Origin of the sequence: Escherichia sp. E14S1, assembly GCF_004211995.1 — a bacterium.
Taxonomy (GTDB): domain Bacteria; phylum Pseudomonadota; class Gammaproteobacteria; order Enterobacterales; family Enterobacteriaceae; genus Escherichia.
In genome coordinates, this window is the sequence record NZ_RHJQ01000003.1 from 1 (window position 1) to 19573 (window position 19573).

Here is a 19573-nt window from a genome sequence, read left to right on the forward strand (position 1 = left end):
TGAATTACCGATCCACTACAAAATTGAGCAGACCGAAGACGGCAGGCATTATGTCGCGGGGCTTGGCCTCAGCATGGAGGATACAGAGGAAGGCAAACTGAGCCAGTTCCTGGTTGCCGCTAACCGTATCGCGTTTATTGACCCGGCAAACGGGAATGAAACGCCAATGTTTGTAGCGCAGGGCAACCAGATATTCATGAACGAAGTGTTCCTGAAGTATCTGACGGCTCCCACCATTACCAGCGGCGGCAATCCGCCGGTATTTTCCCTGACACCGGACGGGCGGTTGACGGCGAAAAATGCCGATATCAGCGGTAACGTGAATGCGAACTCCGGGACGCTCAACAACGTCACGATAAATGAGAACTGTACGATTAAGGGAATGCTCGAGGCTACTCAGGTCAAAGGTGACTTCGTTAAAGCTGTATCTAAGCCATTCCCGAAAAAAACTGGCTCGTGGGGCAATACGGAAACACCAGGCGGGACGGTTACAGTCACCATTTACGATGATCATAACTTTGACCGCCAAATCATTATTCCGCCCATTATTTTTAACGGTATGGCGTATGACGATCCGGGGAGCGGTAATAACCCGGGAGGTACGCGATACACGGGTTATGGTTTTGAAGTTCGCAAAAACGGCGTATTAATCGCATCCAGAGAAACTAAAGGGGCCATTCCCGGTAGTTACAGTGCGGTTATTGATATGCCGAGTGGTGGTGGTAGCGTCACTCTGGAGTTTAAGATTTTCCAGAAAGGCAATCAGGGCGCAGGTAACATCACAGACTGTACGGTGATTGTGACCAAAAAAGCTGCTTCCGGTATCAGTATCCGTTGAAATATTTATAACCCCAATACGGGCGCCAGAAATGGCGCCTTTTTTATTTGTGGAGTGAGTATGGCAGTACAGATTTCAGGTGTGCTGAAAGATGGTGCGGGAAAACCAATACAGAACTGCACTATTCAACTGAAGGCAAAGCGTAACAGCACCACGGTACTGGTGAACACGGTGGCCTCTGAAAATCCTGATGAAGCCGGGCGTTACAGCATGGATGTTGAGTATGGCCAGTACAGCGTCACCCTGTTGGTTGAAGGTTTTCCGCCTTCACATGCCGGGACCATTACCGTCTATGAAGGTTCCAGACCAGGTACGCTGAATGATTTTCTCGGTGCCATGACGGAAGAGGATGTCATGCCGGAGGCATTGCGTCGTTTTGAGGAAATGGTGGAAGAAGCGGCACGCAACGCCGAAGCCGCCTCTCAGAGCGCAGCGGCGGCAAAGAAATCCGAAACTGCAGCGGCTTCATCGAAGAACGCGGCGAAAACCTCAGAAACGAATGCAGCTAACAGCGCACAGGCGGCAGCGTCCTCGCAGACTGCATCGGCAAACTCCGCGACAGCAGCCAAAAAATCAGAAACCAACGCGAAAAACAGCGAGACAGCCGCAAAGACGAGCGAAACCAACGCAAAGTCCAGCCAGACGGCAGCGAAAACCAGCGAAACGAATGCCAAAGCCAGTGAAACTGCGGCGAAAAGCAGTCAGGATGCAGCAGCTGAAAGCGAGAGTGCGGCGGCCGGTTCTGCGACTTCAGCAGCCGGATCAGCAACTGCTGCGGCTAACAGCCAGAAAGCTGCGAAGACGAGCGAAACTAACGCAAAGTCCAGCCAGACGGCAGCGAAGATCAGCGAAACGAATGCTAAAGCCAGTGAAACTGCGGCGAAAAGCAGTCAGGATGCAGCGGCCCAAAGCGAGAGTGCCGCAGCTGGTTCTGCAAGTGCGGCTGCTGCTTCTGCCACTGCAGCAGCCAACAGTCAAAAAGCAGCAAAAACCAGTGAAAACAACGCAAAGGCGAGCGAGACTGCGGCGGCTAACTCGGCGAAAGCATCCGCTGCAAGCCAGACGGCTGCAAAAGCAAGTGAAGACGCAGCCAGAGAGTATGCAAGCCAGGCTGCGGAGCCGTATAAACAAGTTTTGCAGCCGCTTCCCGATGTGTGGATACCGTTTAACGATTCACTGGATATGCTTGCTGGCTTTTCGCCTGGTTATAAGCAAATAACTGTAGGTTATGATGTTATTAAAATGCCATCCGATAAGGTTGTTAGCTTCAAACGCGCATCAGGTGCAACATACATTAATAAATCAGGAGTATTAACCGTTGCTGAAGTTGACGAACCGCGATTTGAACGAGAAGGTTTGCTGATTGAAGGACAAAGAACCAACTATCATCTTAATTCACTTACACCATCTAAGTGGGGAGCTACAACAAGTGTAACTATAACAGAAAGTGGTGTTGATGAGTTTGGCTTTACTTATGGGCGGTTTCAAATAAAGGACGAAAAAATTGGGACAAATACGACAATGAATATCGCTGCGGTTTCAGGAGGAAGAGGTGTCGATGTTACTGGAACTGAAAAGTATGTTACAACATCATGTCGTGTAAAAAGCGATAGTGCTAATATACAATGTCGTATAAGATTTGAAAGATATGACGGGTCCGCATATTTTTATCTGGCAGATGCATATCTTAATATAACAGATATGTCCATTAGAAAAACGGGAGGAGGGGCTGCAAGAATAACCGCCCGAGCGGAGAAAGAATCTAATGGATGGATTTATTTCGAGGTTACATATCAATCTGAAGCTATTGATAATATGGTTGGCTCTCAGATCCAAATTGCTCCACCTGTTTCACCTGGAACTTATTTGGGCGGGGAATATTTGGATGTTACGACACCACAATTTGAAGGCGGCTCATGCGCATCATCTTTTATCATTTCCGATACAGTTGCATCAACGCGAGCAAGCGATATTGTTACATTGCCTTGCAAAAATAACATGACCAGCAAACCTTTAACCTGCATGGTTGAAGTGAATAAAAATTGGTCTATAGCACCAAATTCCGCGCCTAGAATTTATGATATAACAGGATTTAAAACAAAAGACGACGCTTTTGTTTTTGCATTCAGAAATACAGCAGGTAGTGTAGGAACTCCATATGTTCAATTTGGTAATCCAATATCATTTCCACCTGGAAATTACCCAAGAAAGATTATCGCTGTATATAGAATAAAAAGCGATGGCAAGTTTCAGGCTGGCTGCAATGGGGTTTTATCAACACCAGCATCAACAACGTGGAAGAGTGTTAATGGTGCTACAGGTATAAGGATTGGAGGTCAGACTACAGCCGGCTTACGTCATTTATTTGGTCATATCAGGAATTTTAGAATATGGCATAAAGAATTAACCGATGCGCAAATGGGAGAGGTAATATAATGCGAGATTTAATTATCAAATTCACAGACAAGGCCGACTTTTCGGCCTTTATGGATAGCATTGGTTATTATGATGACGAGATGATGCAGAACGATGTTCTCATTGATGTAATAGGTGACGTATACAAAGAAACAGGCGAACTTACTGAAGATGGCGAGCCGGTATGTGTTAAGGAAGACGGATATTTTGTAAACGTGCGCATCATTAATGATTCGCAAATATCGTCATTATTCGATGAATACGCGGTTGCTGTTGAGCATCAACTTCGTGGCTGGATGTGAGGAAGAAAAATGGCTACATCGACAGTAATTCCTGATGACATCAAAACGCTAAAATCCGATGTTAGCAAATTAAAAAACGATCAAGGAAGCTACGTAACAAAATCATATGTAGACAGCAAAAATGAAACCGTTAATGACTGGTCTGCTGCATGGTATCAGCAGGTACTGCCAACTAGCGGAGCTATATTTGGGCGAAAACTTCGCTCAACTCACAGGACGGCAGGTGTTGAGGATGCGTATTGCGAACTATACCTTAAAAAATGGATAGACAGCCCAGGGAACGCAATGGCGCGCCTTAACCTGAACGATAACGGTGAAAATATTTGCTGGGATTTTACCAACCTTTACGGCGGAACAATGATCTTCCCTGGTACTTCAGGTTATCTGAAAATGGGGAACTGTCTCATGTCGTATGGTGTGCGGGGAAGTAACGCGCTTATTAAGTTTGATAATACAGACACATTACAAATCAAATACGCTAATCATGGGTCAACCATGACATTAAACACACAGGGAACCGCTCACGCTGGCGTAACAACTCGACTATGGGGCAATTCTAGCCGTCCGGTTGTTTATGAAGTTGGCGTAGATGAGGCTCTGTATATGTTCTACGCACAGAAAACTACCAGCAATACCTACGAATTAACGGTTAACGGCGCGTGCAATGCAAGTGCATTTAATCAAGGCTCTGACCGGGATCTGAAAGACAACATTCAGGTGATCGATAATGCAACTGACCGCATCCGTAAAATGAACGGCTATACATACACGCTTAAAGAAAACGGTATGCCCTATGCTGGTGTCATTGCACAGGAAGCTCTGGAAGCCATCCCCGAAGCCGTAGGGTCTATGATGAAATATCCAGACGGTGGGAGTGGATTAGATGGAGAAGAAGGTGAACGGTATTACACTGTAGATTATTCTGGTGTTACTGGCTTGCTTGTTCAGGTAGCCAGAGAGTCAGACGACAGAATAACAGCACTGGAAGAAGAAAACGCAGAATTAAGACAAAGGTTATCTGCAATTGAGGCGGCGCTTGCGTCTAAATAATATTAAGGGGCCGAGCGCCCCGTTTTATTGGGTAGGATGAAAATGGATATAACACCTTTCCTTCATGCGCTTTGTGCTGTGGCTGCGCAGCTACTGATTGGTCTTTTTACCGGGAACTGGGCTTACGGAGCGATAGCCGGTTGTACGTTCTTCATTGCGCGTGAACACACCCAGGCAGAATATCGCTGGATTGAAATGTTCGGGCATGGCAAGCGGATTAACATGCCGTGGTGGGGCGGTTTTGATCCACGCGCGTGGGATGTAGCAAGCCTGATGGATTTTTCTGTGCCGGTGGTGGCGTGTCTGCTGGTCTGGGTATTTATCCGTTCAACATAAAAAGTCGCAGCAACTTGTCATGGCGGAATACTGCGGCTGGCTGGTGAGCTATCGATAGTGCGAGTATGGAATGATTTCCAGCCATTATAGATTTTACGTATTTTTTTGCATGAGAGGATTTGCACCACCTCCCACCGACCATCTATGACTATACGCCACCATTTCTAGGGCTGTTATGTGCCAGAAGCGGACATTGTGACAGCCAGGAAGCCCTTATCTGAACGAAAAAAATAATGTCGTTGGGATGGTTTACTTTACAATGTCAGTTTTAAACAGCCTACAAAACAGGTGATCACGTGCATGCCAACATGATTGAATACCTAAATATTTTCATACAGGTTGTTGAGCAGGGTAGCTTCACTAAAGCTGCTGATGTACTTCAGATCCATCGCCCCACCGTGAGCAAAGCAATACAGCAGATAGAGCATGATCTGGGTGTAAAACTCATTTATCGCACAACCCGAAAGCTGAGCGTTACTGCTGAAGGGGATGAGTTCTATCATCATGCCAGGCATGTCCTGGCCGAAGTTAATGACATGATGGCCAGTTTTTCACCGACTCTTCCACCGCGAGGACGCCTGAGACTTGATGTGCCCCTGGCGCTGGCGCATTCCATATTGATCCCTAATCTTAGGCATTTTCAGACACTGTATCCAGGTATTGAAGTTGTGCTGGTTTCTTCGGATAAAAAAACTGATTTGATCACGGAAGGCGTAGATTGCCTTATCCGCCTGGGTGCGCTTCAGGATTCTAGTTTTATATCCAGACGTCTTGGTGACATCCGGATGGTTACCTGTGCAGCCCCGTCTTACCTGCAGCAGCATGAGCGGCCAGAAACACTTGCGGATCTGGATAAACATCGGGCAATTAACTTTTTTAGCGACCACAGTCGTGACGTCATGGAATGGAAGTTTATCGAAAACGGGAGCATTGTTTCGCTACGTCCTGCGGGCAGCCTGCTGGTTGATAATTCCGATATTCTGCTTTCCTGTGCTCTGGCTGGTCTGGGCATTATCCAAGCTACCTATGATGCCGTTGCTCCCCATATTGCTTCCGGCGCTCTTGAAGAGATTCTGCCGCAATACCCATCGGTGTCAAAGCCCGTGTCAGTGATGTATCCCGACAGGCGCTACCTTTCTCCAAAAGTGCGCGTCTTTATCGACTGGTTCAGTGATGTTCTGGCCGCGCAGATCCGCTGAAGCAGGCGGATTGTTAATGGATAATTAATACTGAAGTTCCCTCTCAGCTATTTCTGGTGTGTTTGTAACAACGTAGATTGTTCACAAATGATTCGGGCATCCCTTCGGCATTATTCTGAAGGAGTGCCTTTAACTGAAGAGAGCTGAATATGTCTAAAGTTATTACCTTTAACCGTACCGGAGGCCCGGAAGTGCTGGAATTTGTTGATGTACAGGTGCCTGCGCCGACAGCGGGTGAAGTGCAGATCCGCGTACATGCGATAGGTATCAACCGTGCAGAAATCATGTACCGCAACGGCCAGTATGTTATTGAGCCGGAATTTCCGGCACGTCTTGGTTATGAAGCGGCTGGCGTTGTGCAGGCCGTAGGTGAGAATGTTGATGAGTTTACCATTGGAGATCTGGTCAGCGTTATCCCTTCATTTATGTTTAATGAATACGGTATGTACGGTGAAGTGGTCAATGCACCTGTGCATGCTATCGTGAAGCATCCTGAAAACCTTTCTTTTGAGGAAGCCGCTGCAAGCTGGATGATGTATGTCACCGCTTATGGTGCGCTGGTTGAATATGGCAATCTTCAGGCTGGTCAGAATGTTGTGATCCGCGCAGCATCAAGCAGCGTAGGTCTGGCTGCCATACAGATAGCTAACATGCTGGGTGCAAACCCAATTGCACTCACTCGGACCTCTGAAAAAAGTGAAATGCTACTGAAAGCTGGCGCAGCTGCCGTCATTGCTACTGCAGAGCTGGATATGGTTGCTGAAATCAATCGAACAACAGATGGCGTAGGTGCCCATATTGTTTTTGATCCCGTCGGCGGGCCGGACGTGGCAAAACTGACGCAGGTGATGGCACCACAGGGCATGTTTTTCCAGTATGGCGCGCTCGATAGCCGTGACATGCTTGTGCCTGTATTTAATATTCTCGGTAAGCATCTCACTCTGCGTGGATATGAGCTGTTTGAAATCACGACTGACTCTGAAAAAATGGCGCGCGCAAAATCCTTCATCACAGAAGGCTTACGAGCTGGCAAACTGAAACCGGTCATCGATAAAACGTTTCCGTTCGAAGAGATTGCAGACGCCCAGCGCTATATGGAGGCCAATGGCCAGGTAGGCAAAATAGTCGTGACCGTTGAGTAATCCTTACCACAGCATTTTATAAATGAGCCTGGTGAAGCCTGGATATTATCCAGGCTTCGATGCAATGGCTCCGGCAGGTACTGCCTTCGATTTCCACGACTTGAAAATTAAATGTCCTTTTCTCGCTTAAAGGGGGACCTTCAGATCCAAGAGGCTGTCCGCTTGGTGCCAGAAGCGGACATCAAAAATCAACAAAACGCTAATATGCAGGTAATCAACTAATCGCAAGAAATTGTTTGGACTGCTCTTGGTTATCCAATTATAATCCATGTATCATTTTATGATTATTTGAGATTCCCGTGATAACAATTAATGTTATTAGCGATAAACTGGAAAAGTCGATAAGTCATTCTCATCCTTTTATAGGTACTGATGAGTTAGGGGCAGAGTGGTTTGTAAAAACATATTTAAATGAATCCGGGCATGAATTTAAAGCATTATTTAATGAGTATGTGGCTTTTAAATTAGCTGGAAAAATAGAGTTGCCTTGGCCAAAAGGCCATATTGCGCAACTTTCTGAAAATGTAAGAAGTGAACTGAAAACATCAATTTCATGTGTTATTGCATATGAGTTTATACATGATATACAAGAGTTACCTGAAAATTATCAATATAGCAACGACCAGTTGAGTGACCTGTATGGGAAATCAATTTTTGATAATTGGTTATCGATAGGTGATGTAAAAAATGATACTTGCAAGTTGTTAAATGATAAATTGCTATTTATGGATGCTGGCATTGCCTTTGTAGATAACGATGGTAGTACATGGGGTGAGGATGGTCTTATCTGGACTCCTAATCAATTATTTACTGAATCATCGCCATATCATCGCGGAAATCTCCATGCTTTAGAAGGGTATTCATTGTGGATGAATAGAATATGTGAAATACCAGTTGATTATTATCAATCTATCGTAGATAGCATCCCTCAAGATTGGCATGTTCCAGAAAGTTACAAATCAAAATTTGTCGATATTTTTTCTTCATCTTGTAAAGTTTTTATTCCTATGATGACTGACTGTATTGAGTGGGAAATGAAAAACCAGTAATAATGGTAAAATGTTACGCGGAACGTCCGCCTTGTGCCAGAAGCGGACGTTTTTAAAATTAAAGTTGTTCCTCGAGATGTGCCGCCATGTTCTCAAACCCACTGACCACAGTGCAGTCTGAGAATCTGTTCAGCTCAATTCTTTTATCGGACAGAAGGTTGGCGAGTTTTCTGTCAGTATAAAGAGCATCCGCTACAGGAAGTGCGGATGCTGCCACCATAAAGTCGTTTGGATCGCCGTTCTTGTAACGGCGTTGCGGATCGTATCGCATCAACCCATACAATGAACTCAATACCCTTAGCGTTGGCATTGCTCGTGAGTCTGGCATCTTATGCCAGTAGTATTGGGCCTCAAGTGCGTATCGTTTGATATCTAATAAAGAAATGGGTATCCCTTCCTCTCTAAACCATGCAGTGATGCCGCCAGTTAATTCAATAAATATGGCGGTGTTAAGGTTCGCTATCTCTGATTGATGTTTGGCCTTTCCGTCATTGAGTTCTGTAATTCCACGAGAGTTATCCCACTTCGCCCCAAGAGAAGTGCGTGCAATTTCTAACTGAAATGAAAATGGCAGTTCTGACAGGGCATCAAAGACAGCCTTGTTAAAGGTTTCTTTATCTACATACGATTCGAGATACCCGAGTGTGGAAATCGTCGGTACTCCCATCAACTCGATGGGACTGCATAAGAAGTCTTCTAGCCCTTCAGGTTCGTCCAGCTTACTCATACGCAGTTTGCGCAACTCAGATCCGACGCGCTCGGGAAAGGGAGTGATGCAGATCCCTTGGGAAAGTTCATCAACCAGTCGAGTAAGTGTTTCTCTTGTCTCCGGGTCTGTCATCGAGTCCAGCTCAAAGTATGTCGGAAGACCGATGGGAAAAACAAATCGCCCCGTTTGAACAGCTCGTTCAATACTTGTCCCAAACGTCTTCATTGCGGGTGTGAGACTCGCCTTGTTCAGTCTGAAGTCCGATACGCACTTCCATGCGTTCGTATCAAGATAAATCAGTTTAAGCGATCTCGCGCGGGCGGCTCTTTCACTACGTCGCCTTTTAATGTGATCGGAGAAAGACACGTGGGGAAATCCCCGATGCAACTCAATATAATGGCTAATCCGGCTAACGGATTCTCCAACGGCTGAATCGAAAGATGAATACATAAGATGTTCGACCTTGTTCAAAGAATCTCTTTTAATTCAATGTGTAATACATTGGTAACTACTAAAGATACCTCATCAAGTTCTGCTGTTCCTTAATTGCAGTGCATATTAAGTAAAAATGACAGAATATAATTTCCCCTTTAGGGGGCGGTACAAGTTTAAAGATTGCCAGTAATGGTTAACACAAGTTTGTACTAGTAAATCGCCATAGGTGAGGACAATCATAAACTTCCGCTTCTCGCTCATAGCAGACATTCACTACAGTTATGGCAGAAAGGTATGCATGCTGGGTGTGGGGAAGTCGTGAAAGAAAAGAAGTCAGCTGCGTCGTTTGACATCACTGCTATCTTCTGACTGGTTATGCAGGCCGTAGTGGGAGGCACACAAAGCTTTGCACTGGATTGCAAGGTTTTGTGCTTCTCTGGAGTGCGACATTTTTTCATGACAAAAAATTAGCGCAAGAAGACAATAAATCACCTTGCGCTAATGCTCTGTTACAGGTCACTAATACCATCTAAGTAGTTGATTCATAGTGACTGCACATGCTGTGTTTTGCAGTATTATGTAGTCTATTATTTAGACCAAAGCCATCATAACATATTGATATTGATGATTTTTCTTGTTTCTCATTCAGCTTTTTTATACTAACTTGAGCGAAACGGGAAGGTAAAAAGACAAAAAGTTGTTTTTAATACCTTTAAGTGATACCAGATGGCATTGCGCCATCTGGCAGAGTGATTAACTGAACATCGCGGTAATCGATGCGCTGGCGAGAGAGTGGAAATGGACGTTAAACCCGACCATCGCGCCGCTGGCACCTTCATCGACATCAATACGTTCTACATCCAGCGCGTGAACGGTAAAAATGTAGCGATGCGTTTCGCCTTTCGGCGGCGCGGCGCCATCGTACCCGGTTTTACCAAAATCGGTACGCGTCTGCAAAACGCCGTCTGGCATTGCTACCAGACCAGAGCCAAACCCCTGCGGCAATACGCGGGTATCAGCGGGTAAGTTAACCACTACCCAGTGCCACCAGCCGGAGCCGGTTGGCGCATCCGGGTCATAGCAGGTGACAACAAAACTTTTGGTTCCAGCAGGAACATCATCCCACGCCAGATGCGGCGAAATATTATCGCCATCGTAACCCATGCCGTTAAAGACATGACGATGCGGCAGCTTATCGCCATCGCGCAGATCATTACTGATGAGTTTCATGAACCCTCCTTTCTTGTTTGCAGAAAGTGTAGCCAGAAACCTTCAGGCTGACTGCTCGTTATTGGCAAAAAAATGTTTCATCTTGTACCGCACGGTTAACCGCTGCGGTCAGGCGCTGCAACTGTTCAGGGCGAATAATATAGGGCGGCATCAGGTAAATTAGCTTGCCAAAAGGCCGGATCCAGACGCCCTGTTCGACAAAGAATTTTTGCAGCGCTGCCATATTCACCGGGCGAGTGGTTTCGACCACGCCAATTGCCCCCAGCACGCGCACATCGGCAACCATTTCGGCATCACGGGCGGGGGCAAGTTGCTCGCGCAGCTGTACTTCAATAGCCGCCACCTGTTGCTGCCAGTCGCCAGATTCGAGAATCGCCAGGCTGGCGTTTGCTGCTGCGCAGGCCAGCGGATTGCCCATAAACGTTGGCCCATGCATAAAGCAACCGGCTTCGCCGTTACTAATGGTTTCCGCAACCTCACGCGTGGTAAGCGTGGCGGAAAGGGTCATCGTGCCGCCGGTTAAGGCTTTACCGAGGCACAAAATGTCCGGCGCGATTTCTGCATGTTCGCAGGCAAACAGTTTGCCGGTACGACCAAATCCGGTGGCGATCTCGTCAGCAATTAGCAAGATACCTTCACGGTCGCACATTTTGCGGATTCGTTTTAACCATTCCGGATGGTAGATGCGCATCCCGCCTGCGCCCTGGACAATCGGTTCAATGATCACCGCCGCGATTTCATGGCGATGCGCTGCCATCAGGCGGGCAAAGCCCACCATATCGCGCTCATCCCATTCGCCATCCATACGGCTTTGTGGAGCCGGAGCAAACAAGTTTTCTGGCAGATAGCCTTTCCACAGGCTGTGCATTGAGTTGTCCGGATCGCACACCGACATCGCGCCAAAGGTATCGCCATGATAACCATTGCGGAAGGTCAGAAAACGCTGGCGCGCTTCGCCTTTGGCCTGCCAGTACTGCAACGCCATCTTCATCGCCACTTCCACCGCCACGGAACCGGAGTCCGCGAGAAAAACGCATTCCAGCGGTTGTGGCGTCATTGCCACCAGTTTGCGGCACAGCTCAATGGCTGGCGCATGGGTGATACCGCCAAACATCACATGCGACATAGCATCAATTTGCGACTTCATCGCGGCATTGAGTTGCGGATGATTGTAGCCGTGGATCGCCGCCCACCAGGACGACATACCGTCAACCAGGCGTCTACCGTCAGACAAAATCAGCTCGCAACCTTCGGCGCTCGCCATCGGATAAACCGGCAGCGGGGAGGTCATGGATGTGTATGGGTGCCAGATATGGCGTTGGTCAAAGGCAAGATCGTCCGTTGTCATAATCGACTTGTAAACCAAATTGAAAAGATTTAGGTTTACAAGTCTACACCGAATTAACAACAAAAAACACGTTTTGGAGAAGCCCCATGGCTCACCGCCCACGCTGGACATTGTCGCAAGTCACAGAATTATTTGAAAAACCGTTGCTGGATCTGCTGTTTGAAGCGCAGCAGGTGCATCGTCAGCATTTTGATCCTCGTCAGGTGCAGGTCAGCACTTTGCTGTCGATTAAAACCGGAGCTTGTCCGGAAGATTGCAAATATTGCCCGCAAAGCTCGCGCTACAAAACCGGACTGGAAGCCGAGAGGTTGATGGAAGTCGAACAGGTACTGGAGTCGGCGCGCAAAGCGAAAGCGGCGGGATCGACGCGTTTCTGTATGGGCGCGGCGTGGAAGAATCCCCACGAACGCGATATGCCGTACCTGGAACAAATGGTGCAGGGGGTAAAAGCGATGGGCCTGGAGGCGTGTATGACGCTGGGTACGTTGAGTGAATCTCAGGCGCAGCGCCTTGCGAATGCCGGGCTGGATTACTACAACCACAACCTCGACACCTCGCCGGAGTTTTACGGCAATATCATCACCACACGCACTTATCAGGAACGTCTCGATACGCTGGAAAAAGTGCGCGATGCCGGGATCAAAGTCTGTTCTGGCGGCATTGTCGGCTTAGGCGAAACAGTAAAAGATCGCGCCGGATTATTGCTGCAACTGGCAAACCTGCCGACGCCGCCGGAAAGCGTGCCAATCAACATGTTAGTGAAGGTGAAAGGCACGCCTCTGGCCGATAACGATGATGTCGATGCCTTTGATTTTATTCGCACCATTGCCGTAGCGCGGATCATGATGCCGACCTCTTACGTGCGCCTTTCTGCCGGACGTGAGCAGATGAACGAACAGACTCAGGCAATGTGCTTTATGGCTGGCGCAAACTCGATTTTCTACGGCTGCAAACTGCTGACTACGCCGAATCCGGAAGAAGATAAAGACCTGCAACTGTTCCGCAAACTGGGGCTGAATCCGCAGCAAACCGCCGTTCTGGCGGGCGATAACGAGCAACAACAGCGTCTGGAGCAGGCGCTGATGACCCCAGACACCGACGAATATTACAACGCGGCAGCACTATGAGCTGGCAGGAGAAAATCAACGCGGCGCTCGATGCGCGGCGTGCTGCCGATGCCCTGCGTCGCCGTTATCCGGTGGCGCAAGGAGCCGGACGCTGGCTGGTGGCGGACGAGCGCCAGTATCTGAACTTTTCCAGCAATGATTACCTCGGTTTAAGCCATCATCCGCAAATTATCAGTGCCTGGCAGCAGGGGGCGGAACAATTTGGCGTCGGTAGCGGCGGTTCCGGTCATGTCAGCGGTTATAGCGTGGCGCATCAGTCGCTGGAAGAAGAGTTGGCCGAGTGGCAGGGCTATTCGCGGGCGCTGTTGTTTATCTCTGGTTTTGCCGCTAATCAGGCGGTCATTACTGCGATGATGGTGAAAGAGGATCGTATTGTTGCCGACCGGCTTAGCCACGCTTCCTTGCTGGAGGCTGCCAGTTTAAGCCCGTCGCAGCTTCGCCGTTTTACTCATAACGATGTCGCTCATCTGGAACGTCTGCTTGCTGCCTCCTGTCTGGGGCAGCAACTGGTGGTGACAGAAGGCGTGTTCAGCATGGACGGCGATAGCGCGCCGCTTACGGAAATTCAACAGGTAACGCAACAGCACAATGGCTGGTTGATGGTCGATGATGCCCACGGCACGGGCGTTATCGGTGAACAGGGGCGAGGCAGTTGTTGGCAGCAAAAGGTGAAGCCGGAACTGCTGGTAGTCACTTTTGGCAAAGGATTTGGCGTCAGCGGCGCGGCGGTGCTTTGTTCTGATAGCGTGGCGAATTATCTGCTGCAATTCGCCCGCCATCTTATCTACAGCACCAGTATGCCGCCCGCTCAGGCGCAGGCATTACGTGCATCGCTGGCGGTCATTCGTAGTGATGAGGGTGATGCACGGCGCGAAAAACTGGCGGCACTCATTACGCGTTTTCGTGCCGGAGTGCAGGGTTTGCCGTTTACGCTTGCGGATTCACGTAGCGCCATCCAGCCATTAATCGTCGGTGATAACAGCCGTGCGTTACAACTGGCAGAAAAACTGCGCCAGCAAGACTGCTGGGTCACGGCGATTCGCCCGCCAACCGTACCCGTCGGCACTGCGCGACTGCGCCTGACGTTGACTGCGGCACATGAAACACAGGATATCGACCGCCTGCTGGAGGTGCTGCATGGCAACGGTCAATAAACAAGCCATTGCGGCGGCATTTGGTCGGGCAGCCGCGCAATACGAGGAACACGCAAATCTACAGCGCCAGAGTGCCGATGCCTTACTGGCAATGCTCCCACAGCGTAAATACCCCCACGTACTGGATGCTGGCTGTGGACCAGGCTGGATGAGCCGCCACTGGCGCGAACGTCACTCGCAGGTGACGGCCTTAGATCTCTCGCCACTTATGCTTGCGCAGGCACGCCAACAAGATGCCGCAGATCATTATCTGGCGGGCGATATCGAATCCTTACCGCTGGCGAATGCGACGTTCGATCTTGCATGGAGCAATCTCGCGGTGCAGTGGTGCGGTAATTTATCCACGGCACTCCGCGAGCTGTATCGGGTGGTGCGCCCCGGAGGCATGGTCGCGTTTACCACGCTGGCGCAGGGATCGTTACCCGAACTGCATCAGGCGTGGCTGGCGGTAGACGAACGCCCGCATGCTAATCGCTTTTTACCGCCAGCAGAAATTGAACAGGCGCTGAAAGACTTTCGTTATCAATACAATATGCAGCCCGTCACACTGTGGTTTGATGATGCGCTCAGTGCCATGCGCTCGCTCAAAGGCATTGGCGCAACGCATCTTCATGAAGGGCGCGACCCGCGAATATTAACGCGTTCGCAGTTGCAGCGATTGCAACTAGCCTGGCCGCAACAACAGGGGCGATATCCTCTGACGTATCATCTTTTTTTGGGAGTGATTGCTCGTGAGTAAACGTTATTTTGTCACCGGAACGGATACCGAAGTAGGGAAAACCGTCGCCAGTTGTGCGCTTTTACAGGCCGCGAAGGCGGCAGGCTACCGGACGGCAGGTTACAAACCTGTTGCTTCCGGCAGCGAAATGACAGTAGAAGGCTTACGTAATTGCGACGCACTGGCGTTGCAACGCAACAGTAGCCTGCAGCTGGATTACGCCACGGTAAACCCTTACACCTTCGCAGAACCGACCTCGCCGCATATCATCAGTACGGAAGAGGGCAGACCCATCGACCCCGTGGTTATGAGCGCCGGATTACACGCGCTGGCACAGCAGGCAAACTGGGTACTGGTAGAAGGTGCAGGAGGCTGGTTTACGCCGCTTTCTGAGTCTTTCACTTTCGCGGATTGGGTAACGCAAGAACAACTGCCAGTGATACTGGTTGTGGGCGTGAAACTCGGCTGTATTAATCACGCGATGCTGACCGCACAGGCTGTACAGCAAGCCGGACTTACCCTTGCAGGGTGGGTAGCAAACGATGTCACTCCACCGGGCAAACGTCACGCTGAATATATGGCCACGCTCAAGCGGATGATTTCCGCACCGCTGCTTGGGGAGATCCCATGGCTTGATGAACCCCCTGAAAACGCGCTAACCGGAAAGTACCTCAATCTCACCGCATTGTTGTAGCAATATATTTGGTTAAATTGCGAGCGAGATCGCGTCGTCTGCTGCCTGCAATTCAACCAATTAAATTTCAAAAGAATTGAGAAAAAATATTTACCCCCACAATATGCGGTTAGTGTGGGAATTGCCCAGGCGGCAGGGCATACGGGCTGCAGGCAGTTATCCACTATTCCTGTGGATAACCATGTGCATTAGAGTTAGAAAACGCGATGCAAGCGAGAGAATACGCGGCTTGCACGCGAATTGACGCGAAAGAAGGCTTAAGGAAATATTTGTTATTTTTCAATTAATTATATAAAAGCAATGGCAGTCATGAAAGTGACATCTCTTGCCATAAATCCGTCATCAGCCATCTTGACAATTGTTAAAAAAGCCGTTGCTTTGGGGATAACCCCGCAATCCTGGAGTTTTATCTCGTCACTGAGCAAATTATGCTCATGATTGATACCTTCGTTGACGGTGTAACAGAAATAATATGGCGTGAAACTGTTTTTTTATCCAGTATAATTTGTTGGCATTATTAAACACGACGAGTAAAATTACATACCTGCCCGCCCACTCCTTCAGGTAGCGACTCATGAGTAAACCGTTCAAACTGAATTCCTCTTTTAAACCTTCTGGCGATCAGCCTGAGGCAATTCGACGCCTCGAAGAAGGGCTTGAAGATGGCCTGGCTCACCAGACTCTACTCGGCGTAACGGGCTCCGGGAAAACATTTACCATTGCTAACGTCATTGCCGACCTTCAGCGCCCGACGATGGTGCTGGCGCCCAACAAAACGCTGGCAGCCCAGTTGTACGGCGAGATGAAAGAATTTTTCCCGGAAAATGCGGTGGAATACTTCGTCTCTTACTACGACTACTATCAACCGGAAGCCTATGTGCCGAGCTCGGACACCTTCATTGAAAAAGATGCCTCGGTAAACGAACATATTGAACAGATGCGGCTTTCAGCGACCAAAGCTTTGCTGGAGCGGCGCGATGTGGTGGTGGTCGCCTCTGTTTCAGCCATCTACGGTCTGGGCGACCCTGACTTATATCTTAAGATGATGCTGCATCTGACGGTCGGCATGATTATCGATCAGCGCGCGATTCTGCGGCGCCTGGCGGAACTGCAATACACCCGTAACGACCAGGCGTTCCAGCGCGGGACTTTCCGTGTTCGCGGGGAAGTGATTGATATTTTTCCGGCGGAGTCCGACGACGTTGCGCTACGTGTTGAATTGTTCGACGAAGAGGTAGAGCGGTTGTCGCTTTTCGACCCGTTAACAGGGCAGATTATCTCAACCATTCCCCGCTTTACCATTTACCCGAAAACACACTACGTTACCCCGCGTGAACGTATTGTGCAGGCGATGGAAGAGATCAAAGAAGAGCTGGCCGATCGGCGCAAAGTGCTGCTGGCAAATAACAAGCTGCTGGAAGAACAACGCCTGACTCAGCGTACCCAGTTTGATCTGGAGATGATGAACGAGCTCGGTTATTGCTCAGGCATTGAAAACTATTCGCGCTTTCTTTCCGGTCGTGGACCCGGTGAGCCACCGCCGACGCTGTTTGATTATCTCCCCGCCGATGGCCTGTTGGTGGTCGATGAATCCCACGTGACTATTCCGCAAATTGGCGGCATGTATCGAGGCGACCGGGCGCGTAAAGAGACGCTGGTGGAGTACGGTTTCCGTCTGCCCTCGGCGCTGGATAACCGTCCGCTGAAATTCGAAGAGTTCGAAGCATTAGCGCCGCAAACCATCTATGTTTCTGCAACACCCGGTAATTACGAGCTGGAGAAATCCGGTGGCGACGTGGTGGATCAGGTCGTGCGTCCAACAGGGCTGCTGGACCCGATTATCGAAGTGCGCCCGGTAGCGACCCAGGTTGATGATCTTCTCTCAGAAATTCGCCTGCGAGCGGCAATTAACGAACGCGTACTGGTCACGACGTTGACTAAGCGGATGGCGGAAGATCTCACCGAATATTTGGAAGAACACGGTGAACGCGTGCGTTATCTTCACTCGGATATCGACACCGTCGAGCGTATGGAAATCATCCGCGACTTGCGTTTGGGCGAGTTTGATGTGCTGGTGGGGATCAACTTACTGCGCGAAGGTCTGGATATGCCAGAAGTTTCGCTGGTGGCGATCCTCGACGCAGACAAAGAAGGCTTCCTGCGTTCCGAACGTTCATTGATTCAGACCATTGGTCGCGCGGCGCGTAACGTCAACGGTAAAGCGATTCTCTACGGCGATAAGATCACCCCATCAATGGCGAAAGCGATTGGCGAAACCGAACGTCGCCGCGAGAAACAACAGAAGTACAACGAGGAACACGGAATTACGCCGCAAGGGCTGAACAAGAAAGTGGTCGATATCCTGGCGCTGGGGCAGAACATTGCCAAAACCAAAGCGAAGGGCAGAGGAAAATCGCGCCCGATTGTTGAGCCGGATAATGTACCGATGGATATGTCGCCTAAAGCGTTGCAGCAGAAAATCCATGAACTGGAAGGGCTGATGATGCAACACGCGCAAAATCTGGAGTTCGAAGAGGCGGCGCAAATTCGTGACCAGTTGCATCAGCTGCGTGAGTTGTTTATTGCGGCTTCGTGACAGGATAACGAAGAAGAGAGATGGCAAAGGCAAAATTGCCTGATGCGCTACGCTTATCAGGCCTACATGATCTCTGCAATACATTGAATTTGCGCGGTTTGTAGTCCGGATAAGGCGTTCACGCCGCATCCGGCATGAACAACGTGTACTTTGTCTTCAATAGGAAGCCGGAATTTTCTTTCGACTTCACGTTAACCTAAAGCCTGTAATGCTTTTTCCAGTGCGTTATGTAACAACTGGCGGTCATGACGATAGGGGATATCGCTGGCCTCCAGTACGTCCTGAATGACTAATCTGTCGTTAACTGTAGAAACATCGACCTTCGGCCCAACAATCACCGCATCAATCACCTTTTTACCGACATACTGCTCCATAATCGCCAGCTTGTTTTCAAGCTTCAGATTCGCCGCAGGCAGGCTTAATTCTCTTCCCAAATTGCCAATATAAACCATCGGGGCTGGCGTGCGGCGTAGTGCCTGCGCCATTTCCTCAAGCAGCAGGATTGGCATCAGGCTGGTATAAAAACTGCCTGGCCCGATGATTATCAGGTCAGCCTCATTAATTGCCAGCACCGCTTCACGGGTGGCAGGTACGTTGGGGGTTAACAGTAGTTCCTGAATCGGCGTAGTTAGCTGGTCGATGTGGACCTCGCCGTAAACTTCATGTCCCTGATCGTCAATGGCCATCAGATCAACGGGATGCTCTGACATCGGAATTAATTGCGCGTCCACTTTCAACAGATTACGAATTAAATTGATGGCTTCCAGAGGCCGCACGCTAAGGTGATCCAGCGCCTTTAACATCAAGTTTCCGAGATTATGACCGGAAAGCTCGCCATTGCCGCCAAAACGGTATTCAAACATCGCGGAGGCGACGCTCGGTTCCGTTATCAGTTGGTTGAGACAGTTGCGCATATCGCCCCAGGCAATACCGCCTTCCGAGCGACGAATACGTCCCGTCGAGCCACCGTTATCCGTGGTGGTGACGATACCCGTTAAGCGAGAGCCTAAAGACGAAAGTGATGAGAGAACGCGTCCCAGTCCATGCCCCCCGCCGAGAGCAACGACACGATCAAGGTCAGCCAGCGTACGATTGCGCATATACATTCCTGAAGTCAGATTATCCGCGCTACAGTAGCGCAAATTACGGGGAAACAGCAATTAGCCTGCCAATATTGAGGATACAACTCATGGTTTTCTACCCCCAAAGGACAATATTCGCTCTGCGTCCC

General features: G+C 49.3%; 17 protein-coding genes and 1 pseudogene. 14 read left to right on the top strand and 4 right to left on the bottom strand.

From position 1 onward, the window contains the following. From D9734_RS02290 to D9734_RS02325, 9 genes and pseudogenes are all read left to right on the top strand, one after another. Positions 1-838 (top strand): DUF1983 domain-containing protein (locus D9734_RS02290; RefSeq protein WP_130205074.1); only part of this gene is annotated, 838 nt, incomplete at its 5' end. Between the two features lie 60 nt (positions 839-898). Next, positions 899-3274, top strand: a complete 2376-nt coding sequence (locus D9734_RS02295; protein ID WP_130205076.1) for a prophage tail fiber N-terminal domain-containing protein — start codon at positions 899-901, stop codon at positions 3272-3274. Beyond that, positions 3274-3555, top strand: a complete 282-nt coding sequence (locus D9734_RS02300; protein WP_130205078.1) for a hypothetical protein — start codon at positions 3274-3276, stop codon at positions 3553-3555. Before D9734_RS02295 ends, D9734_RS02300 begins: the two co-directional genes overlap by 1 nt. Positions 3556-3564: 9 nt before the next feature. Then, positions 3565-4605, top strand: a complete 1041-nt coding sequence (locus tag D9734_RS02305; protein WP_130205080.1) for a tail fiber domain-containing protein — start codon at positions 3565-3567, stop codon at positions 4603-4605. A 42-nt stretch (positions 4606-4647) separates the two neighbouring features. Further along, complete coding sequence (locus D9734_RS02310; RefSeq protein WP_130205082.1) at positions 4648-4941, top strand: hypothetical protein; 294 nt, start codon at positions 4648-4650, stop codon at positions 4939-4941. A 27-nt stretch (positions 4942-4968) separates the two neighbouring features. Then, a pseudogene (locus D9734_RS23770) lies at positions 4969-5031 on the top strand (capsid protein); the annotation flags it as partial. A gap of 218 nt (positions 5032-5249) precedes the next feature. Continuing rightward, positions 5250-6140, top strand: coding sequence for a LysR family transcriptional regulator (locus D9734_RS02315; protein WP_130205707.1), 891 nt, complete (start codon positions 5250-5252; stop codon positions 6138-6140). 149 nt (positions 6141-6289) lie between these two features. Beyond that, entirely contained in the window at positions 6290-7282 is a 993-nt protein-coding gene (locus tag D9734_RS02320) for a zinc-dependent alcohol dehydrogenase family protein (protein WP_016248370.1), read from the top strand. 299 nt (positions 7283-7581) lie between these two features. Further along, positions 7582-8331 (top strand): HipA family kinase, encoded by a 750-nt coding sequence (locus tag D9734_RS02325; protein WP_130205084.1) that lies wholly within the window; start codon positions 7582-7584, stop codon positions 8329-8331. A 58-nt stretch (positions 8332-8389) separates the two neighbouring features. On the opposite strand, the gene D9734_RS02330 is transcribed toward D9734_RS02325, so the two are convergent. The 3 genes from D9734_RS02330 to bioA form a co-directional block, all read right to left on the bottom strand. Beyond that, positions 8390-9511, bottom strand: a complete 1122-nt coding sequence (locus D9734_RS02330; RefSeq protein ID WP_130205087.1) for a hypothetical protein — start codon at positions 9509-9511, stop codon at positions 8390-8392. A 717-nt stretch (positions 9512-10228) separates the two neighbouring features. Further along, complete coding sequence (locus tag D9734_RS02335; protein WP_000767391.1) at positions 10229-10705, bottom strand: kinase inhibitor; 477 nt, start codon at positions 10703-10705, stop codon at positions 10229-10231. Positions 10706-10763: 58 nt separating this feature from the next. Next, positions 10764-12053 (bottom strand): adenosylmethionine--8-amino-7-oxononanoate transaminase, encoded by a 1290-nt coding sequence (bioA, locus tag D9734_RS02340; RefSeq protein ID WP_130205089.1) that lies wholly within the window; start codon positions 12051-12053, stop codon positions 10764-10766. Between the two features lie 86 nt (positions 12054-12139). On the opposite strand from bioA, the gene bioB reads away from it, so the two are divergent. The 5 genes from bioB to uvrB all read left to right on the top strand — a co-directional run bounded on the left by bioB (position 12140) and on the right by uvrB (position 18342). Then, positions 12140-13180: a biotin synthase BioB gene (gene bioB, locus D9734_RS02345; RefSeq protein WP_000951213.1), complete on the top strand. Its 1041-nt coding sequence runs from the start codon at positions 12140-12142 to the stop codon at positions 13178-13180. Then, positions 13177-14334, top strand: a complete 1158-nt coding sequence (gene bioF / locus D9734_RS02350) for an 8-amino-7-oxononanoate synthase (protein ID WP_130205091.1) — start codon at positions 13177-13179, stop codon at positions 14332-14334. Before bioB ends, bioF begins: the two co-directional genes overlap by 4 nt. Beyond that, positions 14318-15073 (top strand): malonyl-ACP O-methyltransferase BioC, encoded by a 756-nt coding sequence (gene bioC / locus D9734_RS02355; protein WP_130205093.1) that lies wholly within the window; start codon positions 14318-14320, stop codon positions 15071-15073. The genes bioF and bioC overlap by 17 nt, the downstream gene beginning before the upstream one ends. After that, positions 15066-15746: a dethiobiotin synthase gene (gene bioD / locus D9734_RS02360; RefSeq protein WP_130205095.1), complete on the top strand. Its 681-nt coding sequence runs from the start codon at positions 15066-15068 to the stop codon at positions 15744-15746. The genes bioC and bioD overlap by 8 nt, the downstream gene beginning before the upstream one ends. 574 nt (positions 15747-16320) lie before the next feature. Then, entirely contained in the window at positions 16321-18342 is a 2022-nt protein-coding gene (gene uvrB, locus D9734_RS02365; RefSeq protein WP_130205097.1) for an excinuclease ABC subunit UvrB, read from the top strand. Positions 18343-18533: 191 nt separating this feature from the next. Here the strand turns inward: uvrB and yvcK are convergent, their stop codons facing one another. Then, the gene (yvcK, locus tag D9734_RS02370; RefSeq protein ID WP_130205099.1) at positions 18534-19442 is read right to left on the bottom strand and encodes a uridine diphosphate-N-acetylglucosamine-binding protein YvcK; all 909 of its coding nucleotides are present in this window, start codon (positions 19440-19442) and stop codon (positions 18534-18536) included. Between the last annotated feature and the right edge of the window lie 131 nt (positions 19443-19573).